General features: G+C 67.6%; 25 protein-coding genes. 16 read left to right on the forward strand and 9 right to left on the reverse strand.

Going from position 1 to position 25,447, the window contains the following annotated elements; genetic code table 11:
• Window positions 1-19 precede the first annotated feature (19 nt).
• Window positions 20-1,510 (reverse strand): L-asparagine permease, encoded by a 1,491-nt coding sequence (gene ansP, locus CFB81_RS30460; RefSeq protein WP_089437644.1) that lies wholly within the window; start codon window positions 1,508-1,510, stop codon window positions 20-22.
• 471 nt (window positions 1,511-1,981) lie between these two features.
• Between ansP and CFB81_RS30465 the strand changes: the two genes are divergently transcribed.
• From CFB81_RS30465 to CFB81_RS30490, 6 genes are all read left to right on the forward strand, one after another.
• Window positions 1,982-2,788 carry a transporter substrate-binding domain-containing protein gene (locus CFB81_RS30465; RefSeq protein ID WP_069616619.1) on the forward strand — a complete coding sequence of 269 codons (807 nt, stop codon included), beginning with the start codon at window positions 1,982-1,984 and terminating at the stop codon, window positions 2,786-2,788.
• 89 nt (window positions 2,789-2,877) lie between these two features.
• The gene (locus CFB81_RS30470; protein WP_069616618.1) at window positions 2,878-3,564 is read left to right on the forward strand and encodes an amino acid ABC transporter permease; all 687 of its coding nucleotides are present in this window, start codon (window positions 2,878-2,880) and stop codon (window positions 3,562-3,564) included.
• A complete protein-coding gene (locus CFB81_RS30475) occupies window positions 3,561-4,211 on the forward strand; it encodes an amino acid ABC transporter permease (RefSeq protein WP_069616617.1) in 651 nt (216 codons plus the stop codon). The genes CFB81_RS30470 and CFB81_RS30475 overlap by 4 nt, the downstream gene beginning before the upstream one ends.
• A complete protein-coding gene (locus tag CFB81_RS30480) occupies window positions 4,198-4,947 on the forward strand; it encodes an amino acid ABC transporter ATP-binding protein (RefSeq protein WP_069616616.1) in 750 nt (249 codons plus the stop codon). Before CFB81_RS30475 ends, CFB81_RS30480 begins: the two co-directional genes overlap by 14 nt.
• Before the next feature lie 174 nt (window positions 4,948-5,121).
• A complete protein-coding gene (locus CFB81_RS30485; protein ID WP_089437645.1) occupies window positions 5,122-5,400 on the forward strand; it encodes a DUF4148 domain-containing protein in 279 nt (92 codons plus the stop codon).
• Window positions 5,397-5,666, forward strand: a complete 270-nt coding sequence (locus CFB81_RS30490; RefSeq protein ID WP_089437646.1) for a hypothetical protein — start codon at window positions 5,397-5,399, stop codon at window positions 5,664-5,666. The genes CFB81_RS30485 and CFB81_RS30490 overlap by 4 nt, the downstream gene beginning before the upstream one ends.
• On the opposite strand, the gene CFB81_RS30495 is transcribed toward CFB81_RS30490, so the two are convergent.
• The 3 genes from CFB81_RS30495 to CFB81_RS30505 form a co-directional block, all read right to left on the reverse strand.
• Window positions 5,594-6,736 carry an FAD binding domain-containing protein gene (locus CFB81_RS30495; RefSeq protein ID WP_089437647.1) on the reverse strand — a complete coding sequence of 381 codons (1,143 nt, stop codon included), beginning with the start codon at window positions 6,734-6,736 and terminating at the stop codon, window positions 5,594-5,596. The two genes, CFB81_RS30490 and CFB81_RS30495, sit on opposite strands and share 73 nt — an antisense overlap.
• 41 nt (window positions 6,737-6,777) lie before the next feature.
• Window positions 6,778-7,653, reverse strand: coding sequence for an alpha/beta fold hydrolase (locus tag CFB81_RS30500; protein ID WP_089437648.1), 876 nt, complete (start codon window positions 7,651-7,653; stop codon window positions 6,778-6,780).
• 130 nt (window positions 7,654-7,783) lie between these two features.
• Complete coding sequence (locus CFB81_RS30505) at window positions 7,784-8,503, reverse strand: TetR/AcrR family transcriptional regulator (RefSeq protein WP_069616611.1); 720 nt, start codon at window positions 8,501-8,503, stop codon at window positions 7,784-7,786.
• Between the two features lie 241 nt (window positions 8,504-8,744).
• On the opposite strand from CFB81_RS30505, the gene CFB81_RS30510 reads away from it, so the two are divergent.
• Entirely contained in the window at window positions 8,745-8,981 is a 237-nt protein-coding gene (locus CFB81_RS30510; RefSeq protein WP_089437649.1) for a DUF1427 family protein, read from the forward strand.
• Window positions 8,963-9,700 (forward strand): YoaK family protein, encoded by a 738-nt coding sequence (locus tag CFB81_RS30515; protein WP_069616609.1) that lies wholly within the window; start codon window positions 8,963-8,965, stop codon window positions 9,698-9,700. The genes CFB81_RS30510 and CFB81_RS30515 overlap by 19 nt, the downstream gene beginning before the upstream one ends.
• A 148-nt stretch (window positions 9,701-9,848) precedes the next feature.
• Here CFB81_RS30515 and CFB81_RS30520 read toward each other — a convergent pair whose 3' ends face one another.
• Entirely contained in the window at window positions 9,849-10,757 is a 909-nt protein-coding gene (locus CFB81_RS30520; protein WP_069616608.1) for a LysR family transcriptional regulator, read from the reverse strand.
• Between the two features lie 147 nt (window positions 10,758-10,904).
• Complete coding sequence (locus tag CFB81_RS30525) at window positions 10,905-11,183, reverse strand: XapX domain-containing protein (protein WP_089437650.1); 279 nt, start codon at window positions 11,181-11,183, stop codon at window positions 10,905-10,907.
• Window positions 11,184-11,480: 297 nt separating this feature from the next.
• On the opposite strand from CFB81_RS30525, the gene CFB81_RS30530 reads away from it, so the two are divergent.
• The 5 genes from CFB81_RS30530 (at window position 11,481) to CFB81_RS30550 (ending at window position 17,024) form a co-directional block, all read left to right on the forward strand.
• Window positions 11,481-12,167, forward strand: coding sequence for a hydrolase (locus CFB81_RS30530; RefSeq protein WP_069616606.1), 687 nt, complete (start codon window positions 11,481-11,483; stop codon window positions 12,165-12,167).
• Window positions 12,168-12,335: 168 nt separating this feature from the next.
• Window positions 12,336-12,503, forward strand: coding sequence for a DUF1427 family protein (locus CFB81_RS30535; protein WP_059579100.1), 168 nt, complete (start codon window positions 12,336-12,338; stop codon window positions 12,501-12,503).
• A 19-nt stretch (window positions 12,504-12,522) separates the two neighbouring features.
• Window positions 12,523-14,412: an amidohydrolase gene (locus tag CFB81_RS30540; protein WP_089438134.1), complete on the forward strand. Its 1,890-nt coding sequence runs from the start codon at window positions 12,523-12,525 to the stop codon at window positions 14,410-14,412.
• Between the two features lie 171 nt (window positions 14,413-14,583).
• A complete protein-coding gene (locus CFB81_RS30545; RefSeq protein WP_069619205.1) occupies window positions 14,584-15,537 on the forward strand; it encodes a VOC family protein in 954 nt (317 codons plus the stop codon).
• 14 nt (window positions 15,538-15,551) lie between these two features.
• Entirely contained in the window at window positions 15,552-17,024 is a 1,473-nt protein-coding gene (locus CFB81_RS30550) for an alginate export family protein (protein WP_089438135.1), read from the forward strand.
• Window positions 17,025-17,049: 25 nt separating this feature from the next.
• Here the strand turns inward: CFB81_RS30550 and CFB81_RS30555 are convergent, their stop codons facing one another.
• A complete protein-coding gene (locus CFB81_RS30555; protein ID WP_069619204.1) occupies window positions 17,050-17,955 on the reverse strand; it encodes a LysR family transcriptional regulator in 906 nt (301 codons plus the stop codon).
• Between the two features lie 216 nt (window positions 17,956-18,171).
• Here CFB81_RS30555 and CFB81_RS30560 point away from each other — a divergent pair, with 216 nt between their 5' ends.
• On the forward strand, window positions 18,172-19,218 hold the full coding sequence (locus tag CFB81_RS30560) for an MBL fold metallo-hydrolase (protein ID WP_089437651.1): 1,047 nt from the start codon (window positions 18,172-18,174) through the stop codon (window positions 19,216-19,218).
• Between the two features lie 248 nt (window positions 19,219-19,466).
• On the opposite strand, the gene CFB81_RS30565 is transcribed toward CFB81_RS30560, so the two are convergent.
• A complete protein-coding gene (locus tag CFB81_RS30565; RefSeq protein ID WP_089437652.1) occupies window positions 19,467-20,438 on the reverse strand; it encodes a LysR family transcriptional regulator in 972 nt (323 codons plus the stop codon).
• A 261-nt stretch (window positions 20,439-20,699) separates the two neighbouring features.
• Here CFB81_RS30565 and CFB81_RS30570 point away from each other — a divergent pair, with 261 nt between their 5' ends.
• Window positions 20,700-23,258, forward strand: coding sequence for a winged helix-turn-helix domain-containing protein (locus CFB81_RS30570; protein WP_179236129.1), 2,559 nt, complete (start codon window positions 20,700-20,702; stop codon window positions 23,256-23,258).
• 178 nt (window positions 23,259-23,436) lie between these two features.
• Entirely contained in the window at window positions 23,437-24,426 is a 990-nt protein-coding gene (locus CFB81_RS30575) for an alpha/beta hydrolase (protein WP_256976387.1), read from the forward strand.
• Between the two features lie 65 nt (window positions 24,427-24,491).
• On the opposite strand, the gene CFB81_RS30580 is transcribed toward CFB81_RS30575, so the two are convergent.
• Window positions 24,492-25,412 (reverse strand): AraC family transcriptional regulator, encoded by a 921-nt coding sequence (locus tag CFB81_RS30580; protein ID WP_089437655.1) that lies wholly within the window; start codon window positions 25,410-25,412, stop codon window positions 24,492-24,494.
• Window positions 25,413-25,447 lie beyond the last annotated feature (35 nt).

Here is a 25,447-nt window from a genome sequence, read left to right on the forward strand (position 1 = left end):
GCGCGCATGCCGCCGCGAGTCAGTGCTCGCCGTTCTCGAGCACGTTCTGCGTGAGCGCGATCGACGGAATCGTCGGCTTGAGCAGCGCACGGCGCGCGCGACGGCTCAGCCACTTCCAGCCGGCCACGAGCAGCAGCGCGACCAGCGGGATCGACGCAATCGTCCACGTCCCGTTCGGATAGTCGAATGCCATCAACACCAGCACGCCGAGCAGGAACAGCAGCGTGAGCCACGACGTCACGGGCGCGCCCGGCATCCTGAACGCTACGTCTTCCACGTCGCCGCGCCTGACCGCGGCGCGGAACTTCATCTGGCACACGACGATGAAGCCCCATGTGCTGATGATGCCGAGCGACGCGATGTTCAGCACGATCTCGAACACGCTCGACGGCACCAGATAATTGAGCAGCACGCCGACCACATAGATCGCGACCGTCACCAGAATGCCCGCGTACGGGACCGATTGCGAACTCATCCGCGCGAGGAACGCGGGAGCCGAGCCGCCCATCGACAGCGAACGCAACACGCGCCCGGTCGAATACAGGCCGGAGTTCAGGCTCGACAGCGCGGCCGTCAGCACCACCAGGTTCATCACCGAGCCGATGCCCGGCACGCCGAGCGCGCCGAAGAACGTGACGAACGGGCTCTGGCCCGCCTTGTACGCACTCCACGGCAGCAGGCAGACCAGCAGGACGACCGACGCGACGTAGAAAATCGCGATGCGCCAGATCACGTTGTTGATCGCGCGCGGCAGCACCTTGCGCGCATCCTTGCATTCGCCGGCGGCCGTGCCGACCAGCTCGACGCCCGCGAACGCGAACACCACGCCCTGCACCAGCACCAGCGCCGGCATCAGTCCGTGCGGAAAGAACCCGCCGTTGTCGGTGATCAGATGCATGCCGGTGCCATGGCCGGCCACCGGCATGCCCGTGCCGAGGATCGCCGTGCCGATCACGAGAAACAGCACGATCGCGGCGACCTTGATCAGCGCGAACCAGAACTCCATCTCCGCGAACCATTTCACGCCGATCAGGTTCATCGTCGCGACGATGCACAGCGCGACGAGCGCGAAGATCCACTGCGGCACGGCCGCGAACGGCGCCCAGTAATGCATGTAGAGCGCGACGGCGGTGATGTCGACGATGCCGGTCATCGCCCAGTTCAGGAAGTACATCCAGCCTGCGACGAACGACGCCTTCTCGCCGAGGAATTCGCGTGCGTACGACACGAAGCTGCCGCTGCTGGGGCGATGCATCACGAGCTCGCCAAGCGCGCGCAGGATCAGGAACGAAAACGCGCCGCATACCAGATAGACGATCGCGAGCGCCGGGCCGGCGGCCTGCAGCCGGGCGCCGGCGCCGAGAAACAGCCCGGTGCCGATGGCCCCGCCGATCGCGATCATCTGCACCTGTCGATTGCCGAGGGTCTTGTGATAGCCGGCTTCGTGCGATTCGAGCCAGCTGCGTTTGTCGGTTTCGCCGGTTGTCGACGGGTCGGGAATCGATGCCATGACGGTATCCTCGCGTACGGATGGGATGGGACTCGCCCCGATCGCGGGACGATCGGGACCACCGGTACCGGGGGAGCAGCGCGCGGAATCGAGCGTGTCCATCCTGATCGCGATTCGTCGGACCTGACGAAAGGCACGGTACGTCGCGAACGTATTCAGCCGTAATTCCAGTCACAAACGGAATGCAAATTTGGACTGAGCCTGTTCGAATCCGTGCATAGGGTCGCGGCGCCGGGTGAACCGGATAGGTAATTTGGTGCGCCCGCGCGCGCTACGGGGGCAACCGTTACCGACGGCGCCGGCTCATGCACCGAAATGAGGAATCCGGTTCGCCGAACGGTTCGCCGAAATTTCCGTCTCGCGCCGGTGCGGCAAGCGTTTCACGGCGATGGCCCGGTTTTTGCTGGAGTGGTGTCGGCCGCGCAATCGTTGCGCGCTGCCCGACGACATACCAGACAAGGAAGATTCACCGTGAGCCCGACGACCCGACCGTTTCCCCGACGCACCTGGCTGGCTGCGCTGCTTGCCGCCCCCGTGATCGCGCTGTTCGCCGCCGCGCCGGCTCATGCCGATGCGCTCGACACCATCGCGAAAAACGGCACGCTGCGCGTCGCGGTACCCGAGGACTATCCGCCGTTCGGTTCGGTCGGCACGGACATGCAGCCGCAGGGCTACGACATCGACATGGCAGGACTGCTCGCCAAGGCGCTCGGCGTCAAGCTGAAGCTCGTGCCCGTGAACAGTGCGAACCGGATTCCGTACCTGACGACCAACAAGGTCGACATGGTGATCTCGTCGCTCGGCAAGACCCCGGAGCGCGAGAAGGTCATCGACTTCTCGAGCGCGTACGCACCGTATTTCCAGGGCGTGTTCGGGCCGTCCGACGTGAAGGTGGGCGGGCCCGCCGACCTCACCGGCAAGACGGTCGGCGCCACGCGCGGCGCGCTCGAGGAGATCGCGCTGTCGCAGCTCGCGCCGAATGCGACGATCAAGCGCTTCGAGGACAACAACGCGACGATCCAGGCGTTCCTGTCGGGTCAGGTGCAACTGATCGCGGCCGGCAACATCGTCGCGGCGGCGATTCTCGCGAAGAATCCGCCGCGCCGCCCCGAGGTCAAGTTCGTGATCAAGAATTCGCCGTGCTTCGTCGGCGTCAACAAGAACGAACCGCGCCTGCTCGCGAAGATCGACGATGCGATCGCGCATGCGAAGCAGGACGGCTCGCTGGGCGAGCTGTCGCGCAAGTGGCTCGGCCAGCCGTTGCCGGCCGGACTGTGACGTATCGCCGTGTCGCGTGACACGGCGCCGCGGCGGGGATGCCCGGCGCGGCGCGTGTCGTTGTCCGAACCCGAATTTATCCCGTTCCCATGAGCTACCAGCTTCAATTCGGCGAGCTTGCCGAGTACGCCGGCGTGTTCGCGAGCGGCGCGGCGATCACGCTCGCGCTGACCGCGGTCGCGACCGTGCTCGGCGTGGCGGTCGGCGTGCTCGGCGCGGCCGCGTACAGCGCCGACGCGCGCGCGGCCGTGCGGTTGCGCCCGCTGATCGGCGCGTACGTCGAGGCGATTCGCAATACGCCGTTCGTCGTCCAGCTGTTCTTTATCTTCTTCGGCTTGCCGGCGCTCGGCGTGCACATCGACGAATACACGGCCGCGATCCTCGCGATGACGCTCAATCTCGGCGCGTACTCGGTCGAGATCGTGCGCGCGGGCGTGGCCGCCGTGCCGAAAGGGCATCTGGAGGCGGCCTCCGCGCTGGCGATGTCGCGCGCGCAGATGCTGCGCCACGTCGTGCTGCCGCAGGCGCTCGCCAAGGTGTTTCCCGCGCTGTCGAGCCAGATCGTGATCACGATGCTCGGGTCGGCGGTCGTGTCCCAGATCTCGGTGGCCGACCTGACCTATGCGGCCAGCTACATCCAGTCGCGCAACTTCCGCGCGTTCGAGACGTACTTCGTGATCACGCTCGCGTATCTGGCGATGGCGCTGCTGATGCGCGCGACGCTCGGCGCGATGGGGCGCCGCCTGTTCTCCCGCCGCGTGCGAGGTGCGCGATGACCGATTTCACGTTCGGGCAGATTCTCGCGAACCTGCTGCTGGCCGCGCGCTGGACGATCGTGCTGTCGATCGTGTCGTTCGTGTCCGGCGGCCTCGTCGGCCTCGGGCTGCTCGTGATGCGCGTGTCGAATTCGACGGTGCTGCGCGGCGTCGCGAAGCTCTATATCGAAGTGTTCCAGGGCACGCCGTTGCTGATGCAACTGTTCATCGTGTTCTTCGGCCTGCCGCTCGTCGGGCTCGACGTTTCGCCGTGGGTCGCGGCCACCGCGGGGCTCACGTTCTTCACCAGCGCCTATCTGGCCGAGATCTGGCGCGGCTGCGTCGAGGCGGTGCCGAAAGGGCAGTGGGAAGCATCGGCCAGCCTGGCGATGAGTTATGTCGAGCAGTTGCGTCACGTGATCCTGCCGCAGGCGGCGCGCATCGCGATCGCGCCGACGGTCGGCTTCGGCGTGCAGGCCGTGAAGGATACGGCGCTGGTGTCGATCATCGGCTTCACCGAGCTGACGAAGGTCGGCATCGCGATCTCGAACGCGACGTTCCGGCCGTTCGTCGTGTATGGCCTCGTCGCGCTGATCTATTTCGCGCTCTGTTATCCGCTTACCCGTTATGCGCGCACGTTGCAAAGGAGATGGCATGCCGCTCGTTGAAACCCGGGGTCTCGAAAAGAACTTCGGCACCCATCATGTGCTCAAGGGCATCGATCTGTCCGTCGAGCGCGGGCAGGTCGTGTCGATCATCGGCCGCAGCGGTTCGGGCAAGAGCACGCTGCTGCGCACGCTCAACGGGCTCGAGAGCATCGACGCGGGCACGATCTCGGTCGACGGCGAACGCGTCGACGCACGGCACGCGGATTTGCGCGCGCTGCGGCTGAAGGTCGGCATGGTGTTCCAGCAATACAACCTGTTTCCGCACCTGAGCGCCGGACAGAACGTGATGCTCGCGCAGTCGGTGGTGAAGAAGTCGCACCGGCAGCAGGCGCGCGCGATCGCGGAACTGATGCTCGAGCGCGTCGGCCTCGGCGACAAGTTCGACGCGTTTCCGGAACACCTGTCGGGCGGCCAGCAACAGCGCGTCGCGATCGCGCGTGCGCTCGCGATGAAGCCGAGCGTGCTGCTGTGCGACGAGATCACGTCCGCGCTCGATCCCGAGCTCGTCGGCGAGGTACTGGGCGTGATCGAGCAACTCGCGCGCGAGGACATGACGTTGATCATGGTCACCCACGAGATGAACTTCGCGCGCGCGGTGAGCGACAGGATCGTGTTCATGCACCAGGGGCGCGTGTGGGAGAGCGGGACGGCCGACGAGATCTTCGAGCGGCCGCAGACGGTGGAGTTGACGCGGTTTCTGGGCAGCGTGCGGAACCCGGAAAGCGCTACGCGCTGACCGACACGGCCGTGCGGCCGGGCCGCCGACCAGATGACAAGACCGTAATCGACGCCTCACCTTCCGGACAGCGCGCGAATCGCAGAATGGACACCACTCCTCATCGCATCGATGCGGAGCGGAGGTCCGGCCTGATCTGCGGACGCGAACACGCCATCTCGAGAGGTGAACACCATGAACAACCTGATTCGTGCAGTCCTGCTGTCCTGTGCGCTGAGCGCACCGATCGTCGCATTTGCGCAAACCGCCGACCAACCGGTCACGCGCGCCGACGTGCGCGCCGACCTGGTCCGGGCGGAGCGCGACGGCACCGTGCCGACGTCGAACTGGGACTATCCGCCGAGCACGCAGACGATCGCGCGCAATCGCGAGCTGTATGCGATCGCGCATGGCGACCGGCCCACGGCAATGGCCGCGACGTCGGCCGCCGTGTCGACGGCGAGCGCGCAATGAAGCGGGGCACTGTATCGACACGCGCGACGGGACTGGCGATCGCCGCGTGGCTCGCGGCGGCCGCGGCCCCGGCTTTCGCGCGCGGGCAGCCGCAACTGCCCGACGACGACGGCGGGCGCGCCAGCGTGCTGCGCGCGCTGGATCCCGACTTCGATCCGCACCACGCGGCAGTCGACCTCCGGCCGGCGAGCCGTCACGCCGCGCCCATCAGCCGCGCGCCGAGCGCGATCCCGCGCGCGGACAACAGCGCGCCGGCCGCCCGCTGACGGGCGTCCCAGCGCGCCAGCGCGGCGTCGAACGCGGCGCCGCGAGCGACGTCGCGCAAGGCTTCGGCCAGATCGACCGCGTTGTCCGCCGCTTTCGCGACGCCTCCCGCGGTGTGCGGGCGCACGATGCAGGCGGCGTCGCCGAGCAGCACCGCGCGGCCGAAGGCCATGCGTGCGGCCGCGAGATCGACGATCGACTGCGCGAACGGCGCGGGGGTCGCATCGACGAGCGCGGCGAGCGTCGGCGCGAGCATCCGGTCGGCGGCGTCGACGAGTTCCGCGCGGTTGTCGTCGCGCATCGCGCCGGGCGGCAGCGACCCGTCGCGCTGCGTGCCGTCGCGCGCCAGGAACAGCGACGGCAGCCGGTCGGACGCGAGCCGCCGGTACCACACCCAGTTCACGCGTCGCCCGCCCGGTTCGGTCGCGCCGTCGGCGCCGGGCACCAGATAGGTAAGGAACAGGTGCCGGTCGCCTTGCTGGAACGTGAAGCGTTCGCGCAGCAGCATCAGCACCTGCTCGGGCAGCGCGCGTTCGTCGACGAGCCCGCGCCACGCGACATAGCCCGCGTACGCCGGCTGCACGTCCGGCAGCAACTGCGCGCGTACGGTCGAGCGGCCGCCGTCCGCGCCGATCAGCAGATCGGCCGTCTCGGCGCGGCCGCTCGAGAAATGCGCGACGATCCGCTCGCCGTCCTGCTCGAACCGCTCGAACGCGTCGCCGGCATGGATGATCCCGGCGGGCAGCGCACGCTTGAGCGCCGTGTAGATCGCGTTCCACGCGGTCTGCGTCTGCGGCATCGCGAAGCGCTGCACGATCCGGTCCTGCGCGTCGACGTAGATGCGGTCGATCGAATCGACACCCGCGTCGCGCGGCAGCGCCACGCCGCCGAACGCGAACGCGCGCTCGATCGGCGGCTGCAGCACGATGCCGCCGCCGCGGCTGTCGAGCGCGTGCGGCGATTGCTCGAAGACGCGCACGTCCCAGCCGGTCGCGCGCAGCGCGGTCGCCGCGAACAGCCCGCCGACCGATCCGCCGGCGATGACGGCCTTGCGGCCCGATCCGTGTTCCATCCGATGTTCTCCCGATGATGCCGCGTGCGGTGGGCGTTGCGTCAGCCGGCCCAGCCGCGCAGGAAATCGAGCAGCAGCGCGTTCACGCGCTCGGGCTGCTCCTCGTGCGGCAGATGTCCGCACTGCGCGATCGGCTCGGCACGCAGATGGGTCGCCATGCCTTCCCACACGGCTTTCATGTCGAACATCTTGCCGACCGCGTAGAAATCCTCGCCCCAGATCGCCATGGTCGGGCACGCGATCCTGACATCCGCATCGACGAGGTCCTGCCGCACGTCTTCGGCGTTCGCGCGATAGTCGGCCAGCGCGCCGCGCACGGCGCCCGGACGCCGATACGCGCGCACGTACGTGTCGAACGCATCGCCCGAGATCGCGTGCGGGTTGTAGCACCAGTCGGCGAAAAAGTAGCTGAGCCATTCGGCTTCCTTGCCGGCGATCAGCGCCTCCGGCAGGTCGGGCACCTGGTGGAACAGGAAAAACCAGTACGCGCGTGCGGTTTGCGCGGTCATGTTCTGCGCGACGATGCGCGTCGGCACGTTGTCCATCACGACGAGCCGGTCGACGCGTTCGGGGAAGTCCTTCGCGAAACGCGTCGCGACGCGTGCGCCGCGGTCGTGCCCGACGAGCGCGATGCGCCCGATGCCGAGCGCATCGAGCAGCGCGGCGAGATCGCGGGCCATGTTGCGCTTGTCGTAGCCGGTCGCGGGCTTGTCGGTTTCGCCGTAGCCGCGCAGGTCGGGCACGATCACGCGATAGTGCCGTGCGAGCGCCGGAATCTGGAAGCGCCACGCGAAGCTGGTTTCGGGGAAGCCGTGCAGCAGCACGACGACGGGCCCCGCGCCGGCCTCGATGACGTGCTGGCGGATGCCGTTTGCCGTAACGGTGTGATGGGTCGGTGCAAGCGTGTCGGTCGTCATGTGGGAATCCCGGTTCTGTGGGCGGTGCGCGATACGGCACGCGTCCGATGCTGTCCGAGGATAGGGCAGGTGACGTGCGTCGCGGCTGAATCGTTCTGAACCGGCCTGAGCGCCGCGCCGCGCGGCGGCATCACTTGCGGCGGGGGCGCTTGCCGGATGCGTCGGACGCGACACGCTGCAGCGCGGCCGGCGTGCCGTTCAGGAACGCGTCGATCTGCCGCTCGATTTCCGCGTCGAGATCGTCGGGCACCGGCAACCCGTATACCCACTTGCGCACGCCGAGATAGAAGATGCTCGCGTGCAGGCTCCACACCAGTTCGATTTCCGCGTTGCGCTGCGCTTCCGATGCCGGTGTCGCGATGTCGTACGCGTGCCGCAGCTCGCGCAGCACCGGCAGGAACACGCGTTCGCGCAGCCGCGACAGATAGCGCGTATTGAAGCCCTCGCGGCTGAGCCCCGCGAAGATGAACGTGCGGATCCATTCGCGCCGCAGGATCGTCTGCGCGTACGACCGGTAGAACGCGACGAGCCGCTGCTGGAGCGGAACCGAGCGGTCGGCGATCAGTTTTTCCCACGCGGGGTCCCACGTGTAGACCTCGTCGTATACGCGATCGATCAGCGCTTCCTTGCTCGGGAAATACCGGTAGAGCAGCGGCTGGGTCACGCCGATCTGCCGCGCGAGCTCGCGCGTGCTGCCGGAAAAACCGTGGGTCGCGAAGTGTTCGACCGCCTTTTCGACGATCTGTCGCTCGCGTGCTTCCGGCGTGAGGCGGCGGCCCGATGTGCCGGCGGTGTCGTCGGCGGTCGTCCCGCGCGCACGGGGCGCTGCATTGCGCTTGGTCTCGGTCATGCGTCGGCTCCTGAATGCGGCCATTCTGCACTTATCGATCGAAAAATAGCAAGGCGCACCTCGGCGAGGGGCCGCGCGGGCCGGCCGCGAAGGCGCGCGTCGTGCCGCGCACGGGTCGGCGGTTTCAGAAAATTTCAGGTCGCCGCCATGACTTTCAGGCCCGCATTCCCTACGCTTGCTCCCGAACCGCTGCACGAGGCCGAAGCCCTTCGGCCGGCCCGCGGCGCAACCGGAACGGACCATGGCTTACCTGATCTCGCCGGGAGCCGGCATTGCAGTCGGCTTCCTGCACCCCCTCGTGCGCGTGCAGTCGCCCGCGCGGCCGCTGATCGCGCTAGCGGGCCTGCCCGGCCTCGTCTTCCGCGAGCAGGCGATTCCGCTCGTGCAGGCGCAATTGCGCGCGCTCGCCGCGCGGGTCCGCGATGCGGACACCTTCGATAGAACCGCGGAAGCCACGCCATGCAGCCCGCGCAAGTAACGGCAGCGGGCGCGGCGGCCCCCGATCGCCTGCGCGGCGAGGATGTGTTTCTTGCATCGATCGCCGGCTACGTCGACACGCTCGGCTTCGTCGCACTGTTCGGGCTCTTTACCGCGCACGTCACCGGCAACTTCATTCTGATCGGCTCGGGCCTCGCCGGTGTCGGTCAGGGCCTGATGATCAAGTGGCTCGCATTTCCGGCATTCATCGCGGGAATCGTGGCCGCCCGTATGCTCGATCACCGGATGCGCGTGCGCGGGCACGGCCCGCGGGCGCGCTCGCTGTACGCGCTGCAGACGATCCTGCTGGCCGGATTCATGCTCGCGGGCGTCGCGGCGTCGCCGATCGGCAGCGCCGATGCGCCCGCGACGATCGTCTGCGGGCTGCTCGGCGCGGCGGCAATGGGCGTGCAGAACGCGCACGGCCGGCTGACCGCGCGCACCGTCGTCGCGAATACCGTGATGACCGGCAACGTCACGCAGGCGGTCATCGATGCATTCGACTGGCTCGTGCCGATCGCCGCGCCGGCCGAACGGGAAGCCGCACGTGCGCGGCTGCGACGCACGCTGCCGCCGGTTGTCGGTTTCGCGCTCGGCGCGGGCGCCGGCGCGAGCGCCTACCTGTACGCCGGGTTCTGGGCACTGGCGCTGCCGCTCGTGGTGCTTGGTTTCCTCACCTGGCGCTCCGGCCGGACCGGCGAGCCTTCCGCGTCGCGCTGAACGCCGATTCCGCACGCTGCGTTGCGAGCGCCAAGGGGAGCGGCGAAGCCGCTCCGCGTTTCTTCGTTTCTTCAACGCTGACTTCGGGACCGGCTTGATGCAGGTCGGCAAGCGCGAGACCGTTCGACCATTCGCAGAAAGCGCAGCGTCACGCGCGCGCGGTGAACCGGTCGACGAGGTCGTGGTGACCGAGTTGTTCGACCCACCAGCGTAGTGCGCGCCCGGCTTCGTCGGCGCGCCAAGCGATATAGCAATGGGTCGTGTCGCGCATGCCGGTCACTTCTCGCGCGACGAGCCTGCCTTGCGCGATCGCGGGCGCCGCGATGCAGTCCGGGAGCGTACCCACCGCGAGCCCTTCGCATTGCGCGGCCAGTTTCGCCGCGAGCGTCGGCACCGCGAGATACGGTTGGCCAGCATCGACCGCGACCGACTGCGGCTGAAGTTCACGGGACGTGTCGGAGATCACCGCGCCGCGATACTCGACGATCGACGCCATCGACAGCGGTTCGGGCAGCGCCGCGAGCGGATGGCCAGGGGCGACCGCGAACACGTGCCGGAGTGTGCCAATGGGCTGCGCCACGATGTCGGGCAGTTCCGGCGGCTCGCCCGCGGCGCCGATAATCAGATCGGCCCGCCGCGAAATCAGCGCATCCCAGGTGCCGCCGAGCACTTCGGTGGAGAGTCGCAGCCGCGTGTCCATTTCAAGATCATAGAACGCATGGACGTATGGCCACATCATGTCGAAGGGCAGTATCTCCGCGATGCAGACGCGGACCTCGGTTTCCCAACCTTGCTGCGCGCGCTGCGCCTTCCGTTCAAGCTGTTCGGCGGCATGAAGGAGACGGCGACCCTCCTCGACGACGACGCGGCCCGCGCGCGTGAGCTTCGCACGACGCCCGCTGCGATCGAACAACGCGACGCCCAGGTCGCTCTCGAGTTTCTGTACGACGTATGTCAGTGCGGACGGCACGCGGTGCACCAGCTCTGCCGCGTCGGCAAACGTACCGGTGCGGTCGATCGCGTCCAGTGCCTCGAGTGCTTCGAAAGACAGCTTCATGGTGAATTTCGCTACAGCAAGGGCATCGGGCGGTGTCGGACCGTCGAGCGATGCTGTTCACAACGGTTCGTCATCCGACGTGCCGAGACACGCACGCGTGCGGGCCAACAGTCGGGCCGCCGCCGCATTCGCTCGACGTCCCGCCTGTCACGTCGGCGTGGATTCGCGTCGCTTCACGGCGGCGTCGGCGTGTGCGCCGGGCAGCGCGCCGAACATGTGCTGGCTGCACTTCGCATCGCGCCATGCGGTTCCCGGTCGGATGCCGTCGACCATCCGTCGCACCACGGGCAGAATCTGCTCGCCGGCCAGAATGCCGAGCAGGCCGACCAGGGCGACGGCGGGCGGCGCCGGCGATTGCACGCCGATCAGCGCGTAAACGACGCCGGCGAGGATGCCGGCGAGAAGCGAAGCAATGTACGGTTTCATGGGTCTTGGGTGGAGTGACGGCCGTTGAAAAGACGGATAAATACCGGGCTGGCGTCGATCCGAAAGTCTTGGGCCAGCCTATCAGGTCTGCGTGTTCGTCGTGAGCGCATTCAATGAAATTCAGATCTTTTCAGTCTGAATTCAACGCGTGGCGAGAATCAGAACAATTAACTGGTGCGGTCGCACATTCGCGTATTGAATGACGCAGGCCGGTTTCCGACACCGCGCATTGGACGCTTCGCGGATTCGTCGGCCAGGCGAGCTTCATTTTTCTCCGCGTCAAAGGACATCACCATCATGAGCAACCCCAAGCTTGAAGTACTTACCCCGCACAACAGCCAGCTGATCTTCATCGACCAGCAGCCGCAAATGGCGTTCGGCGTGCAGTCGATCGATCGCCAGACGCTGAAGAACAACGTCGTCGGGCTCGCGAAGGCCGCGAAGGTCTTCAACATCCCCACCACGATCACGACGGTCGAAAGCGAGAGCTTCTCGGGCCACACGTATCCCGAGCTGCTCGACGTGTTCCCGAACCAGAAGACGCTCGAACGCACGTCGATGAACTCGTGGGACGACCAGAAGGTGCGCGACGCGCTTGCCGCGAACGGCCGCAAGAAGGTGGTCGTGTCGGGCCTGTGGACCGAAGTCTGCAACACGACGTTCGCGCTGTGCGCGATGCTCGAAGGCGACTACGAGATCTACATGGTCGCCGACGCATCGGGCGGCACGACGCAGGCTGCGCACGACTTCGCGATGCAGCGCATGGTGCAGGCCGGCGTGGTGCCGGTCACGTGGCAGCAGGTGCTGCTCGAATGGCAGCGCGACTGGGCGCACCGCGAGACGTACGACGCGGTGATGGCGATCGCGAAGGAGCATTCGGGCGCATACGGGATGGGCGTGGACTACGCGTACACGATGCTCCACAAGGCGCCGCAGCGCACCGCGACGCCGCATGAGTCGATTGCGCCGGTTCCGGCGAAGTAAGCGCAGACGGCCGGCAACGGCTGATGCCGGTGCGGCGGGTTCGATGCGAACGCGCCGCATTGGCTCCATGGCCGCGGGCGGCGGACGTGACCGAAACACGCATGCCGCCCGCGGCATGCCGGTCGAAACACGGCGCCTGCATTTGAATTTGTCCGGGAGATTTATCGCATGAAACCTTATCTGGTTTCCCTTGGTGCGGGCCTGCTGATCGGCGTGATTTACAGCGCCATCAAGGTTCGCTCTCCCGCACCGCCGCTGATTGCGCTGGTCGGGTTGCTCGGCATGCTGATCGGCGTGCAAGCGTTACCCACCGTGAAACAGCTGTTTGGCTTCTGATCAACAAGAGGTGATGCACATGACCGCAACCGTGACCCAACCGGATCTGATCCTGCATAACGGACGATTCACGACGCTCGACCGCACGAACCCCGTCGCCACGGCAGTCGCGATTGCCGCCGGCCGCTTCGTCGCCGTCGGCAGCGACGCGGACGTCATGCCGCTCGCGGGCCGCGCGACGAAGGTGGTCGATCTCGGCGGCCGCGGCGTGCTGCCGGGCCTGATCGACAACCACTGCCACGTGATTCGCGGCGGCCTGAACTACAACATGGAACTGCGCTGGGACGGCGTGCCGTCGCTCGCGCTCGCGATGGAGATGCTCAAGCAGCAGGTCGCGATCACGCCCGCGCCGCAGTGGGTGCGCGTGGTCGGCGGCTTCACCGAACACCAGTTCGTGGAGAAGCGGCTGCCGACGATCGACGAACTCAATGCGGTCGCGCCGGACACGCCCGTGTTCATCCTGCATCTGTACGATCGCGCGTTGCTGAACGCGGCGGCGCTGCGGGTGGTCGGCTACACGAAGGACACGCCGGAGCCGCCGGGCGGGACGATCCTGCGCGATGCGGCGGGCAACCCGACCGGCCTGCTGCTCGCGAACCCGAACGCGACAATCCTCTACGCGACGCTCGCGAAGGGGCCGAAGCTGCCGTTCGAGTATCAGTACAACTCGACGCGCCATTTCATGCGCGAGCTGAACCGGCTGGGCGTGACGGGCGTGATCGATGCGGGCGGCGGTTCGCAGAATTATCCCGACGATTACGAAGTGATCCGCAAGCTGCACGACGCGGGCGAGATGACGATCCGGATCGCGTACAACCTGTTCACGCAGAAGCCGAACGCGGAAAAGGAAGACTTCGTGAACTGGACGAAGAGCGTCAAGTACCACGACGGCACTGACTACTTCCGCAATAACGGCGCCGGCGAGATGCTGGCGTTTTCCGCGGCCGACTTCGAGGATTTCCGCGTCGCGCGGCCGGACCTGCCCGCGCAGATGGAGGACGATCTCGAAGGCGTCGTGCGCGTGCTCGCGGAAAACCGCTGGCCGTGGCGCATGCACGCGACCTACGACGAAACGATCAGCCGCGCGCTCGACGTATTCGAGAAGGTCAACGAAGACATCCCGCTCGAAGGGCTGAACTGGTTCTTCGATCACGCGGAAACGATCACCGAGAAATCGATGGACCGGATCGCCGCGCTCGGCGGCGGCATCGCGGTGCAGCACCGGATGGCGTACCAGGGCGAATACTTCGTCGAGCGCTACGGCGCGCAAGCCGCGGAGGCGACGCCGCCGGTCGCGAAGATGCTTGCCAAGGGGCTGAAGGTGTCGGCCGGCACCGACGCGACGCGCGTCGCATCGTACAACCCGTGGGTGTCGCTCGCATGGCTCGTGACGGGCAAGACGGTCGGCGGCATGCGCATGTATCCGCAGCGCAACCTGCTCGATCGCGAAACCGCGCTGCGGATGTGGACCGAGTACGTGACGTGGTTCTCGAACGAGGAGGGCAAGAAGGGGCGCATCGCGGTGGGGCAGCTTGCCGACCTGGTGGTCCCGGATCGCGATTTCTTCGCATGCGCGGAGGACGACATCGCCGCCACGACCGCGTTGCTGACGGTGGTCGACGGGAAGATCGTGTGGGGCGCGGGGCCGTTCGCGTCGCACGACGCGCCGATTCCGCCGGCGATGCCCGACTGGTCGCCGGTGCGCGAGTTCGGCGGCTATGGCGGCTGGGGCGCGACGCAGCGCAACGGCGCGCCGCTGCAACGCGCGGCGGCCGCCGCGATGTGCGGCTGCGCGAATGAATGCAACCTTCACCAGCATGCGCACGCGAGCGCATGGGCAAGCACGTTGCCGACGTCGGATGCGAAGGGCTTCTGGGGCGCGTTCGGGTGCTCTTGCTGGGCGATCTGACATCGCGTGCCTACCGCTGCGACTCCCCGGCATGGTTCCGCACGCTGCCGCTCGCGGTGCGCGCGTTTCTCGTCGGTCGTCCGGGCCGCCCGGATGAGTCGCCTGCATCCCGCTGAATCAGAATCCGCGCGCGGCGCCAGGCCGCGCGCGTCAACATCACGGAGAAAACCAATGAGTTCATTCAACCTGCGCAACCTGCTGCGCATGACCGCCGCGTCGTCGGCCGTGCTCGCCGCGCTGCTGGCCGGCGCGCCGGCATTCGCCGACGAAACCCACCTCGACGACATCGCGTCGCCGGCCGCCGCCGCGCGCGCTCCCGCCATTGCGGTCGGCCCGCAGTACGACACGACCCACGTGTGCGTCGCACCCGAAGACTTCGACCGTTTCACCGACAGCTTCGTCGCGACGTTCGGCGGCAAGAAGTCGAAACAGGGCGTGTTCCAGGTCACGCCGACGCCGAGCCAGACGATGTCGCAGCTCGTGCTGACACCGGTCGGCACGATCTCGGTATTCGGTTTCAAGACGCCGATCCCGTATCCGTTCTGCGAGGAACGCACCGGCTATCTCGTCACCGACATGGACGTCGCGGTGAAGTCGGCGCGCGCGCATGGCGCGGACATCGTCGTGACGACGTTCCCCGACCCGATCGGCCGCGACGCGATCGTCCGCTGGCCGGGCGGCGTGAACATGCAGCTGTACTGGCACACGCAGGCGCCGAACTACGACCCGCTGCAGACGGTGCCGGAGAACCGCGTGTACGTATCGCCGGAAAGCGCGAGCAAGCTCGCACGCGACTTCGCCGCGTTCTCGCACGGCAAGATCGTGTCCGACGTGCGCCATGCACCGGGCATCGAAATCGGCCGGCCGAACGACACGTACCGCCGCATTCGCATCGAGTCGGGCTTCGGCAAGATGACCGTGCTCGCGACCGATGGCCACCTGCCTTACCCGTTCGGGCGCGAAATGACGGGCTACGAAGTGGCCGATCTCGCCGCGACGCTGAAGCAGGCCGAAGCCGCGGGCGTGACCGTGCTCGTGCCGCCGTTCAAGTCGGACGGCCGCGACGCGGCGCTCGTGCAGTTCCCGGGCGGCTACGTCGCCGAAATCCACGCGCGGTCGAAATGACGGGGCGCCGGCCGATGAAGCGATCGTGGCGCGGTGCGCTGCCGTGCGTCGTGCTGGCGGGCGGCGCCGCGTTGCACGCGGGGTCGGCCGTCGGCGCCGATGCCGCCGGCGATGCCAATGTGTCGGCGGCCGGCGCGGCCGCGTCGCCGGCCGCCGCCGCCGCGGCGTGCACCGCGAAGCGCCCGACGGTGTCGTTCAACCGCTGGCAGGAAGACTGGTCGGCGCTCGCGAATCCGTGCGTGCCGCGCAAGCCGTTCGACGCGCTGAAATACATACGGCTCGGCGACGACCCGTCGACCTACCTGTCGCTCGGCGCGAACCTGCGCGAGCGCTTCGAACTGAACAACGCGCCGCTGTTCGGCCTCGGCGCCGCGCACGACGACAACTACGTGATCCAGCGCGCGAACGTGCATGCGGACCTGCGCTATCGCGGACACTGCCAGGCATTCGTGCAGTTCGTCGATGCGCGGCCGTTCGGCAAGGACACGGTCGGCCCGGTCGACAAGGATCAGCTCGACCTCGAGCAGGCGTTCGTCGCGTACGTCGATCAACTGGGGCCCGGCACGTTCAAGACGCGGATCGGACGCCAGGAGATGGCGTTCGACTTGCAGCGTTTCGTGTCGGTGCGCGACGGCCCGAACGTGCGGCAGGCATACGATGGACTGTGGACCGATTACGAAATCGGCAAATGGCGGCTGATCGGCTATGTGACGCGCCCGGTGCAGTATCGCAATGCGGCCGTGTTCGACGACGTGTCGAACCGGCACCTGCGATTCGACGGCGTGCGCGTCGAGCGCACCGGCACGGGGCCCGGCGATCTGTCCGCGTACTGGTCGCGCTATACGCGCGACAACGCGCGCTATCCGGATGCCTCCGGCACCGAGCGGCGCGACGTGTTCGACATGCGCTACGCGGGCAAGACCGACGGGTTCGACTGGGACGTCGAGGCGATGCTGCAGACCGGCCACGTCGGGCAGGACACGGTGGGCGCATGGGCGTTCGGCGCGCTGGGCGGCTACACGTTCGCGAAGACGGCCGGCACGCCGCGCATCGGCATCCAGGTCGACGGCGCATCGGGCGACGCGCATCCGGGCGACCGGCGCGTCGGCACGTTCAACCCGATGTTTCCGAACGGCTATTACTTCACGCTCGCCGGCTACACCGGATACAGCAACCTGATCCACGTGAAGCCGTCGCTGACGTTCAAGCCGGCCAGCTCGGTGACGGTGCTCACCGCCGTCGGCTTCCAGTGGCGGCAGACGACCGCCGACGCGATCTACGGGCAGGGGATGTCGGCGGTGCCGGGCACGGCCGGCAAGGGCGGCGCGTGGACGGGGATGTACGCGCAGGCGCGCGTCGACTGGCTCGTGAACGCGAACGTCGCGCTCGCGCTCGAGGCCGTGCACTTCCAGCTCGGCTCGTCGATTCGCGCGCTCGGCGCGCGCAATGCCGACTATCTCGGGATGGAAGCGAAGTTCGGCTGGTGACGCGTCGCGCCGTGCCGCGCGTGTGTCAGGGCTGCGCGCGGGCGAGCGATTCGACGAAATCGATGAACGCGGTCACGCGCTTCGAGCCGCGCTGGTTCGGCAGGTACAGCGCGGTGATCACCGCGCGCGCCGAGCCCGGCGTCACATCGTATCGATCGAACAGCCGCTGCAGGCGGCCGGCTTCGATGTCCGCGTCGACCAGCCAGTCGGGCAGCAGCGCGATGCCGGCGCCGTCGAGCGCGGCCTCGCGCAGCACCTCGCTGTGATTCGATTTCAGCCGGCCGGTGACGACGACCTGCGTCGTGCGTTGCGCGCCGGCGAACGTCCACGTCTGCTGGTCGACGCCGAAATGAAAGCGCAGGCACGCATGATCGACCAGTTCGCCCGGGGTCGCGGGCGTGCCGTGCGCGTCGAGGTACGCGCGGCTCGCGACCACGTAGCGCCGGAACGTGCCGAGCGGCCGCGCGACGACTTCCGCGGTCGGGGCCGCGTCGCCGAGCCGGATCGCGACGTCGATCCGGGCGGACACGAGATCGACGCGTTCGTCGGTGAGCTGCAGGTCGAGGTCGAGCTTCGGATGGCGCGCGACGAACGCGGCGACGTGCGGCGCGATGCGGCGCAGCCCGTACGCGACGGGGACCGACACGCGCAGCGGCCCGGACGGCTCGTCGCCGCGATCGGCCACCAGCGCGTCGGCATCGGCGAGTTCGCCGAGCACGCGTTTCGCGCGCGCATAGTAGACGGCGCCCGCGTCGGACAGCGTGACCTGTCGCGTCGTGCGGTTCAGCAGCACGGTGCCGAGCGACGCCTCGAGCGCGTCCACCGCGCGCACGACCGACGACGCGGCGAGATCGAGCCGGCGCCCCGCGCTCGAGAAGCCGCCGGCTTCCGCGACTTCGACGAACGCGCGCAGCGCGGAGAATTTGTCCATGGGGTCGCCTCGGTGCGGGTTGTAACGGCGCATTGCATGCGGTTCGCATTCTAGCGCCGGCCGGCGCGGCGGCCGCGCGCACGTGCCGCGTCTTCAGGACAATTCAGGCCACGCTCAGGATTTTCGCCGCGGCGCCCGATAAGCTGCGCGACATTGCGTGTTGCACGGGTCGGTCGTTCGTGACCGGGCGCGCGCACGGTTCGTCCCGGAGAACACATGAAGAACCCGTTCCGGCACGCGTGCGTCGTGCATGCGGCCCGCTTGCTCGTCGTGGCCGGATGGGCGGGCCTGCTCGCGTCCGCGGCGTTCGCGCAGGCCGCAACGTCGCCCGACGCCCGCGCCGATGCGCGACCCGGCGCGCAATCCCCGGCGCCAGCCGCCGCCGCGGGCCTGCAGCCTCCCGGCTTCTATCGGCAGAAGATCGGCGATTTCACGGTGATCGCGCTGTCCGACGGCACCCATCCGTTTCCGGTCGACACGGTGTTTCGCGACATCTCGAAGGACGAGATCCGGCGCGATCTCGACCGCGCATTCCTGGAGCCGCCCGTGCAAGGGTCGATCAACGCGTTCCTGGTCGATACCGGATCGAAGCGCATCCTCGTCGACGCGGGCGCCGGCACGCTCTACGGCGACTGCTGCGGCAAGCTGATCGACGACCTGCGCGCGGCCGGCTACGCGCCCGCGCAGATCGACGAAGTGCTGCTCACGCATCTGCACAAGGACCATGTCGGCGGCATTGCGTCGAATGGCGCGATGACGTTTCCGAATGCCGTCGTGCGCGTGAACGCCGTCGAGGCCGCGTACTGGCTCGATCCCGCCAACAAGGCGCAGGCGCCGGCGTTCCTCGCGTCGTTCTTCGACGCGGCCGCGGCGGCGGTCGCGCCTTACGTGGCGGCCGGCCGCTTCAAGACGTTTCGGGGCGAAGCGACGCTCGCGCCCGGCATTCGCGCGGTTCCGATGCCCGGCCATACGCCGGGGCATACGGCTTATCTGATCGAGAGCGGCAATGCGGGCCTGCTCGCGTGGGGCGACATCGTGCACGTGGCGGCGATCCAGTTGCGCGACGTCGACGCGACGGTCCAGTACGACAGCGATGCCGGCGCCGCCCGCCGTACGCGGCGGGACACGCTGAAGCGCGTCGCCGATCGACGCTATCTCGTCGGTGCCGCGCATATCGCGTTTCCGGGGCTTGGCCACCTGCGCCGGGACGGTGCGCAATACGACTGGGTGCCGGTCAACTACGACGCGACGCCGGTGCGGTGACGAGCCGGCCACATCGGCGAGGCCACATCCGTGGCAGCATGCGCATGCTGCGGCATTCTGGAGGACGACGCGCCACGATGTGAATCGCTCACGCGCGCCGCGTGTCCTGATCCGGCGTCGTCGTGAGCCACGGCCGTCCGGTGCGTGATCGCGAGTCCGAGATACCGCGACGACACGTCCAGCAGACATCCGGCAAAATCAACCATCATTTCGTTGTTTCCCCTGTATTCGTATAAGCAAAATCTTCATCACGCCGCGCACGGCGCGAGCGTCGCCTGCGTCGCTGCAAGCCGGGCAATGTTCGGTACAGCCGCCATTGCGTCAATCTCGTCGCGTTGCTCGCCGAAGGCGTCGAGCAAATACTCGGTCAATCTCCGCACCCGCGCGGGGAGATTGCGTCTGGACCGGTAGACGAGGCAGGCTTCCAGCGGCGCGACCTGCCACGCATCGAGCACACGCACGAGTTCGCCGCGATTGAGCGCCGCTTGTGCGAGCGGGTCGGGCAGGATTGCTACCCCCTCGCCGTCGACGGCCGCCGCGAGAAGCGCATGAGGACAATTCGTGCGCAGCGCCGCGCGCGAGGCAAGCGACACACACTCCCCGGATGCTGCATGGCTGACCGTCCATACCGAATGCTGTGCGCCCGTCGCGAGGCAAGCTTCGGCACGCACATCGAGCGGGTGAGCGAGATCGTTGGTCCGTTCGAGCCACGCAGGACTCGCATAGAGCCCGAGATGCACGGCCGCGAGTGATCGCGCGATGCACGACGACGGCGCCGAGCGACCGACGACGATCGCGAGGTCTGCAAGATCGCCGAGCGTATCGGCCAGGTGATCGACGCGCCGCACGTCGACCCGTACTTTCGGCCACGCGCGCATGAAGCGGACCAGGACGGAAGTGAGGCGGGCGGTATCGAAGATTGCCGGCACCTCGATGCGGACGTTACCCGCGCAATCGCCGGCTTCGTCGCTGCCGGTACGCGCGAGGTCTTCATAGGAGGACAGGACGCCCGTGACGCGCTCGAGCACCGCATGGCCGGCCGTGGTCAACGCGACGCGGCGCGTGGTCCGGTTGAAGAGCTGCACGCCGAGCATCGTTTCAAGATCCTGCACCGCGCGGCTCACCGACGGTACGCCAACATTGGTGGCGTCGGCTGCCCGCGTGAAACTGCCGTGGTCCGCCACTGCCTTGAATACCTCCAGCGCTTTCAGACGCTCCATATCGACCTCCGATCATTGATTGGCTTGCATGGAGCCATGTTGGCGGGGAGACGCGCATCGGGCCAGTTACGACTTGTTAAGCGTTGCTAAGTCGGCGCCCGCATCCGTGCCGATCCTCGTCGGCTGCAGCAAAACGGGTTTTTTTAAGATCTTTTAAGGGCGCGTACTGCGCTTTTGAGTAATGATTGGCTGTTTTTGCGTCAATGTGCGCGCCCGGCGCACCGTATTGGCCGACACTCAACCCGCGCGATGACGCTCTCGATGACCGCTCCTTACAGCCTCGCGTTCGGCCCTTTTACGCTGCAATTCCCGCAACGCGTCCTGCTCAAGGACGGGACGCCGCTGAAAATCGGCAGCCGCGCGCTCGACATTCTCGTCGTACTTGTCGAGCATGCGGGCGCGCTGGTCTCGACGCGCAATCTGTGCGACAGCGTCTGGGTGGACAACGTCGTCGAGGAAGGCGCGCTGCGCGTGCATCTGTCGGCGCTGCGCAAGGTGCTCGGTGACGGACCGGACGGTGCGCGTTACATCGTCAACGAGACCGGACGCGGCTATCGTTTCGCCGCGCCCGTTACCCGGGCCGAAGCAGTGGACCCGGCCGCACCACGGCCTCATACGCACGCAACCCGGCCTTCCACCGGGTCCGACAGCGGTTCACGCATGCCGGTCACGCTCGCTCGCGTGATAGGCCGCGAAGACGTCATCGCAGGTCTGACCGACCACTTGCCCGAGCGACGCTTGCTCACCATCGCCGGCCCGGGAGGCATGGGCAAGACGACCGTCGCCGTCGCCGTCGCGCATCGCTTCGCCCAGCGCACCGGCGTGCGCGCCGTGTTCGTCAATTTCGCGCCGGTTTCCGCGGCCGCGAGCGCGGCCAGTACGATCGCGTCGGCGCTCGGCGTTGCCGTCTCCAGCGGCGATCCGGTACCCGACCTTATCCAGGCGCTTGGGGCGTCGCCGGTGCTGCTGGTGCTGGATAACTGCGAGCATCTGATCGATGCCGTTGCCGTGCTCGCCGAGCAACTGCTGCAAGGCGCGTCGGGCGTGCATCTGCTGGTCACGAGCCGCGAGCCGCTGCGCGCGGAAGGCGAATCCGTCCATCGCCTCGCCGCGTTGCCGTCGCCCGAGACTGACGCAGGCGTGAGCCTCCACGACGCCGTGCAGTTCCCGGCGATCGCGCTGTTTCACGATCGCGCGCGCGCCGCCAATGACCGGTTTGCGTTGAGCGACGCGAATCTGGGCCCCGTTATCGATATTTGCCGACGGCTCGACGGTATCCCGCTCGCGATCGAATTTGCAGCGGCGCGCGTCGGCTTGATGGACGTGCATTCGATTGCAGCGCGGCTCGACGACCGCTTCGCGCTGCTCACGCAGGGCCGCCGCACGGCGCTTGCGCGCCAGCAGACGCTGCGCGCAACGCTCGACTGGAGCTATGAATTGCTCCGGCCGGAGGAGCGCCAGGTGCTGCGCCGCCTCTCGGTCATGCGGGCCGCCTTCGGCATGGATGCCGCCGCGGCTGTCGCAGCCGGTGGCGACGTCGATGACCTCGCCGCCTTCGACGCCGTCACCGGCCTGATCGCCAAGTCGCTGATCGCCTGCGCAATCGACGATTCGGACCATCCCTATCGACTGCTCGACACGACGCGCCATTACGCGTATATGCGACTTGAAGAGGCGGACGAACTCGATGACGCGCGCCGCCGCCATGCGTTGTACTGCTGTGCGATTTTTGCCGACCCCGTGGCGGCGTGGGAAGGCAAGGCGCCGCGTCAGTGGCTCGCGATTCACAGCCAGCGAATCGACGATGTGCGAGCCGCGTTCGATTGGGCGGCGGGCCAGGATGGCGAGCCGAAGCTCGCGATCGACCTGCTGATCGCGACGGCGCCGCTGTGGTTTCATCTTTCGCTACCTCACGAATTCCTCGGGATGGCCGAGCGCGCAATCGCCGCGGCGGAAAACTCGGATCTGGCGGGCAAGGAGCAGCATATCGAACTGCTCGCCGCGTACGGTCACGCGCTCTGGCACACGCGCGGGCCGACGGCGGCGATGGCGAACGCGTTCGACGCCGCACAGGCCGCCGCGCAGCGCCTCGGCGACGACCGGCTCGCATTGCGCATGCTGTGGGGCGTGTGGGCGCATCGGACGCTCGCGGGCGCGTACGCGGAAAGCCTCGAACATGCGCGTGCGTTTCGCGCTGCCGCCGCACGCACGGGCGATTTTTCGACGACGCAAACCGGCGAACGGATGTGCGCGCTGTCACATCACTTCCTCGGGGACCACGATATCGCGCGCGCATTGATCGAAGCGGTGATGGCTCGCGACAAGGACCCGGTGCGCGCGACGCACGCGAACCACGCGCAGGTCGACGCGCATATCGCGGCGATTTCCATTCTGATGCGCATTCTGTGGCTGCAGGGCGAGACGGACGCGGCGATGGCGCTCGCGCGCGACTGCGCGACGGAGGCGCTTGCGATCGATCACGATCTGACTGTCTGTTACGGGCTCGCGATCGGCTCGATCGCCGTCGCGACATGGGAAGGCGAAGCGGCGCTCGCGCGCGAATGGACCGTGCGGCTTCGCGAGCGCACGCGCCGGCGCGGTCTCGCGTATTGGGACAAATGGGGCGAGGGCTTCGAGGCCATTCACGAAGGCAGACCTGTCACGCCGGCAGGCGCCACCCCGATGCAACTCGAAGTGTTCGCGTGCGCTGGCGACGCAGGGAGCGCAAACGCATTGATCGAAGCTGGACGGGCGAACACGCCATCGTGGTTACAGGCGCATTTGCTGGAAGTCGCGGCAACGCGCGGTGTGCGGACATGAAGCGACGGTAAATCGGCTCGAAGCGTGCGTCACGAGCGCGAACGCTTTGCTGGACACGGGCTTAACGCCTCTTAGCAACGCTTAACTGTCGCTCGTGCGGGAATCCGATGAAAATTTCTTCTGTCGACGGCCAACGGTGCCGGATCGACAAGCAAGCTCACTCATCGGAAACTGCCCCATGAACGATTTCACGTCTGCCCGTCTGCCCGAAGACGCCGCACCGGGCCTGATTAGATCCGCGGACTCGTATCCGATCCTCGATGCGCAAACGCAATCGTTCGTCGACCATGCCACTGAGGCAGGGGTTCCGGCAGAGCGTTTGCGCGAATGGGCAAACGGCGATGCGACGGACGCGATACACGCCGAAGAAATCGCGCTGAAAGCTGGCGCGGCGGCGTCGGATTTCACGATCCGGATCGTCCGGCCGCCGCAGGCGGCGCCCACTCCGCTGCCCGCCGTGCTCTTCCTGCCGGACGGCGCGAGCTTCGCGGGTTGCCAAAGCGACAACCGGCTTGCGCGCAGGATCGCCACCGACGCCGAGGCGGCCGTCGTACTCGTCGATTACACCTCGGCACCCGCTGCATGCTTTCAGACCCAAAACGAGCAGGCGTTCACCGCGCTCGTCCATCTGCACGAGCACGCACGCGCATTGAATCTCGACGGCGGCACCCTTATCGTCGCCGGCGAAGGCACGGGCGGTCATCTCGCCGCGACCCTCGCGCTGCTGGTCAAGGCGCGTCGCGGCCCCCGTATCGCGCTTCAGATCATGCTGTGTCCGACGCTTTCGACAAGCACGGCGGGCGCCTCGGCAGCGAGATGCGCCGACGGTCCGAGCTTTACCGCACACACGGGGCGCATGCATGCACGGGCGCGCTTTCCGTCAGAAAACCTCGGCGAAACAATCGCAATGCCGCTAAACGCGAGTTACACGGATCTCGAAGACCTGCCTCCCGCGCTGATCGTCACGGCTGAAAACGATGTCGCACGTGACGACGGCGAAGCCTACGCTCGCAAGCTGATGCTCGCCGGGGTTCGCGTCAGCGCGGTTCGCTGCCTCGGCACGATTCGCGATTTCACGGTGCTCGACGGCCTTGCCGACACGCCGCCCACCGAGGCTGCATTGCGATTGGCATGCGGCACGATCCGCGCGACGCTGCGCGGACAGTGAATATGGGACAGATCGATCGCGTCAGGAAAGCGGGCAGTAGCGCGTTGACGCACCCGGACGGCGGATCAGCGCGACCGCGCACGCCGCCACGCGCCGGGCGGATGGCCGACGATCCGTGCGAATACGCGGTTCAGATGGCTCTGGTCGGCGAAGCCGCACGCGACCGCGATGTCGGCCAGCGTCATGTCGGACGTCTCGATCAGCTCGCGCGCGCGCGTCACGCGCTGTTCGAGCAGCCACTGGTGCGGCGTGCGGCCGGTCGTGCGCGAGAACGCGCGGATGAAATAGCCGCGCGACAGGTCGCATTCGTTCGCCACTTCCTCGATCGATACGCCGAGGTCCGCCTTTTCCATCAACAGCTCCTGGGCGAGCGCCACCTTCGCGGGCGACAGCATGCCCTTGCGTTCGAGCTCGCGCGTGCGTGCGTTGCCGTAGCGGCGCACCAGGTGCGTGCCCATCGCGAGCCCGATCTGTTCGATGAACAGCGCGTTCAGCGGGCCGCCTGCGTCGAGGCTGTCGGCCACCGCGTGCGCGAGATGGCCGAGCACCGGATCGCGCACGTCGGGGCGGCACGTGAGGCCGCCGATCGATTGGCCGCCGTGCTCGGGGCCGACGCGTTCGAGATACGCATGCGGCAGCTCGACCAGCACGAAGTCGAAGTGGCCGTACAGATCCGCGTGGAAATGGCGCGAGAAGTCGCGAATGTAGATCGAGTGATGCTGGAACCGGCGCTCGCTCGCGCCGGCGCGCCCATAAAGCGTGCGGCGGTGGCCGCCGCTCAGCGACACGCCGACCAGGAAGCCGCGGTCGCACGGCGGCATCTCGATGCGTTCGACGTGCGCCTCGCGCATGCATTTGCGGTGCAGCCTCAGGCCGCCGGATGTCGTCTCGACATCCTTTGCCAGCAGGCTCGACACGCAGCCGAGCGTGTCTTTCAGCCGCCGCGGAGCCGATGCCACCGGCGCGGCGATGACGGAGTCTGACATGGAATTCCCCAACGAGGGACTCGGAGCGTGAAATG

Origin of the sequence: Burkholderia sp. AU28863, assembly GCF_002223195.1 — a bacterium.
GTDB lineage: Bacteria > Pseudomonadota > Gammaproteobacteria > Burkholderiales > Burkholderiaceae > Burkholderia > Burkholderia sola.

Bases quoted from the DNA above. Each gene is read 5' to 3' on its own strand.
- CFB81_RS30565 (WP_089437652.1), bottom strand. From the start codon at position 20,438: ATGGAGCGTCTGAAAGCGCTGGAGGTATTCAAGGCAGTGGCGGACCAC.
- CFB81_RS30480 (WP_069616616.1), top strand. From the start codon at position 4,198: ATGCCGCTCGTTGAAACCCGGGGTCTCGAAAAGAACTTCGGCACCCAT.
- CFB81_RS30515 (WP_069616609.1), top strand. From the start codon at position 8,963: ATGCAGCCCGCGCAAGTAACGGCAGCGGGCGCGGCGGCCCCCGATCGC.
- CFB81_RS30525 (WP_089437650.1), bottom strand. From the start codon at position 11,183: ATGAAACCGTACATTGCTTCGCTTCTCGCCGGCATCCTCGCCGGCGTC.
- CFB81_RS30475 (WP_069616617.1), top strand. From the start codon at position 3,561: ATGACCGATTTCACGTTCGGGCAGATTCTCGCGAACCTGCTGCTGGCC.
- CFB81_RS30505 (WP_069616611.1), bottom strand. From the start codon at position 8,503: ATGACCGAGACCAAGCGCAATGCAGCGCCCCGTGCGCGCGGGACGACC.
- ansP (WP_089437644.1), bottom strand. From the start codon at position 1,510: ATGGCATCGATTCCCGACCCGTCGACAACCGGCGAAACCGACAAACGC.
- CFB81_RS30490 (WP_089437646.1), top strand. From the start codon at position 5,397: ATGAAGCGGGGCACTGTATCGACACGCGCGACGGGACTGGCGATCGCC.
- CFB81_RS30470 (WP_069616618.1), top strand. From the start codon at position 2,878: ATGAGCTACCAGCTTCAATTCGGCGAGCTTGCCGAGTACGCCGGCGTG.
- CFB81_RS30560 (WP_089437651.1), top strand. From the start codon at position 18,172: ATGAAGAACCCGTTCCGGCACGCGTGCGTCGTGCATGCGGCCCGCTTG.
- CFB81_RS30485 (WP_089437645.1), top strand. From the start codon at position 5,122: ATGAACAACCTGATTCGTGCAGTCCTGCTGTCCTGTGCGCTGAGCGCA.
- CFB81_RS30500 (WP_089437648.1), bottom strand. From the start codon at position 7,653: ATGACGACCGACACGCTTGCACCGACCCATCACACCGTTACGGCAAAC.
- CFB81_RS30540 (WP_089438134.1), top strand. From the start codon at position 12,523: ATGACCGCAACCGTGACCCAACCGGATCTGATCCTGCATAACGGACGA.
- CFB81_RS30510 (WP_089437649.1), top strand. From the start codon at position 8,745: ATGGCTTACCTGATCTCGCCGGGAGCCGGCATTGCAGTCGGCTTCCTG.
- CFB81_RS30535 (WP_059579100.1), top strand. From the start codon at position 12,336: ATGAAACCTTATCTGGTTTCCCTTGGTGCGGGCCTGCTGATCGGCGTG.
- CFB81_RS30520 (WP_069616608.1), bottom strand. From the start codon at position 10,757: ATGAAGCTGTCTTTCGAAGCACTCGAGGCACTGGACGCGATCGACCGC.
- CFB81_RS30570 (WP_179236129.1), top strand. From the start codon at position 20,700: ATGACCGCTCCTTACAGCCTCGCGTTCGGCCCTTTTACGCTGCAATTC.
- CFB81_RS30550 (WP_089438135.1), top strand. From the start codon at position 15,552: ATGAAGCGATCGTGGCGCGGTGCGCTGCCGTGCGTCGTGCTGGCGGGC.
- CFB81_RS30530 (WP_069616606.1), top strand. From the start codon at position 11,481: ATGAGCAACCCCAAGCTTGAAGTACTTACCCCGCACAACAGCCAGCTG.
- CFB81_RS30555 (WP_069619204.1), bottom strand. From the start codon at position 17,955: ATGGACAAATTCTCCGCGCTGCGCGCGTTCGTCGAAGTCGCGGAAGCC.
- CFB81_RS30545 (WP_069619205.1), top strand. From the start codon at position 14,584: ATGAGTTCATTCAACCTGCGCAACCTGCTGCGCATGACCGCCGCGTCG.
- CFB81_RS30575 (WP_256976387.1), top strand. From the start codon at position 23,437: ATGAACGATTTCACGTCTGCCCGTCTGCCCGAAGACGCCGCACCGGGC.
- CFB81_RS30580 (WP_089437655.1), bottom strand. From the start codon at position 25,412: ATGTCAGACTCCGTCATCGCCGCGCCGGTGGCATCGGCTCCGCGGCGG.
- CFB81_RS30495 (WP_089437647.1), bottom strand. From the start codon at position 6,736: ATGGAACACGGATCGGGCCGCAAGGCCGTCATCGCCGGCGGATCGGTC.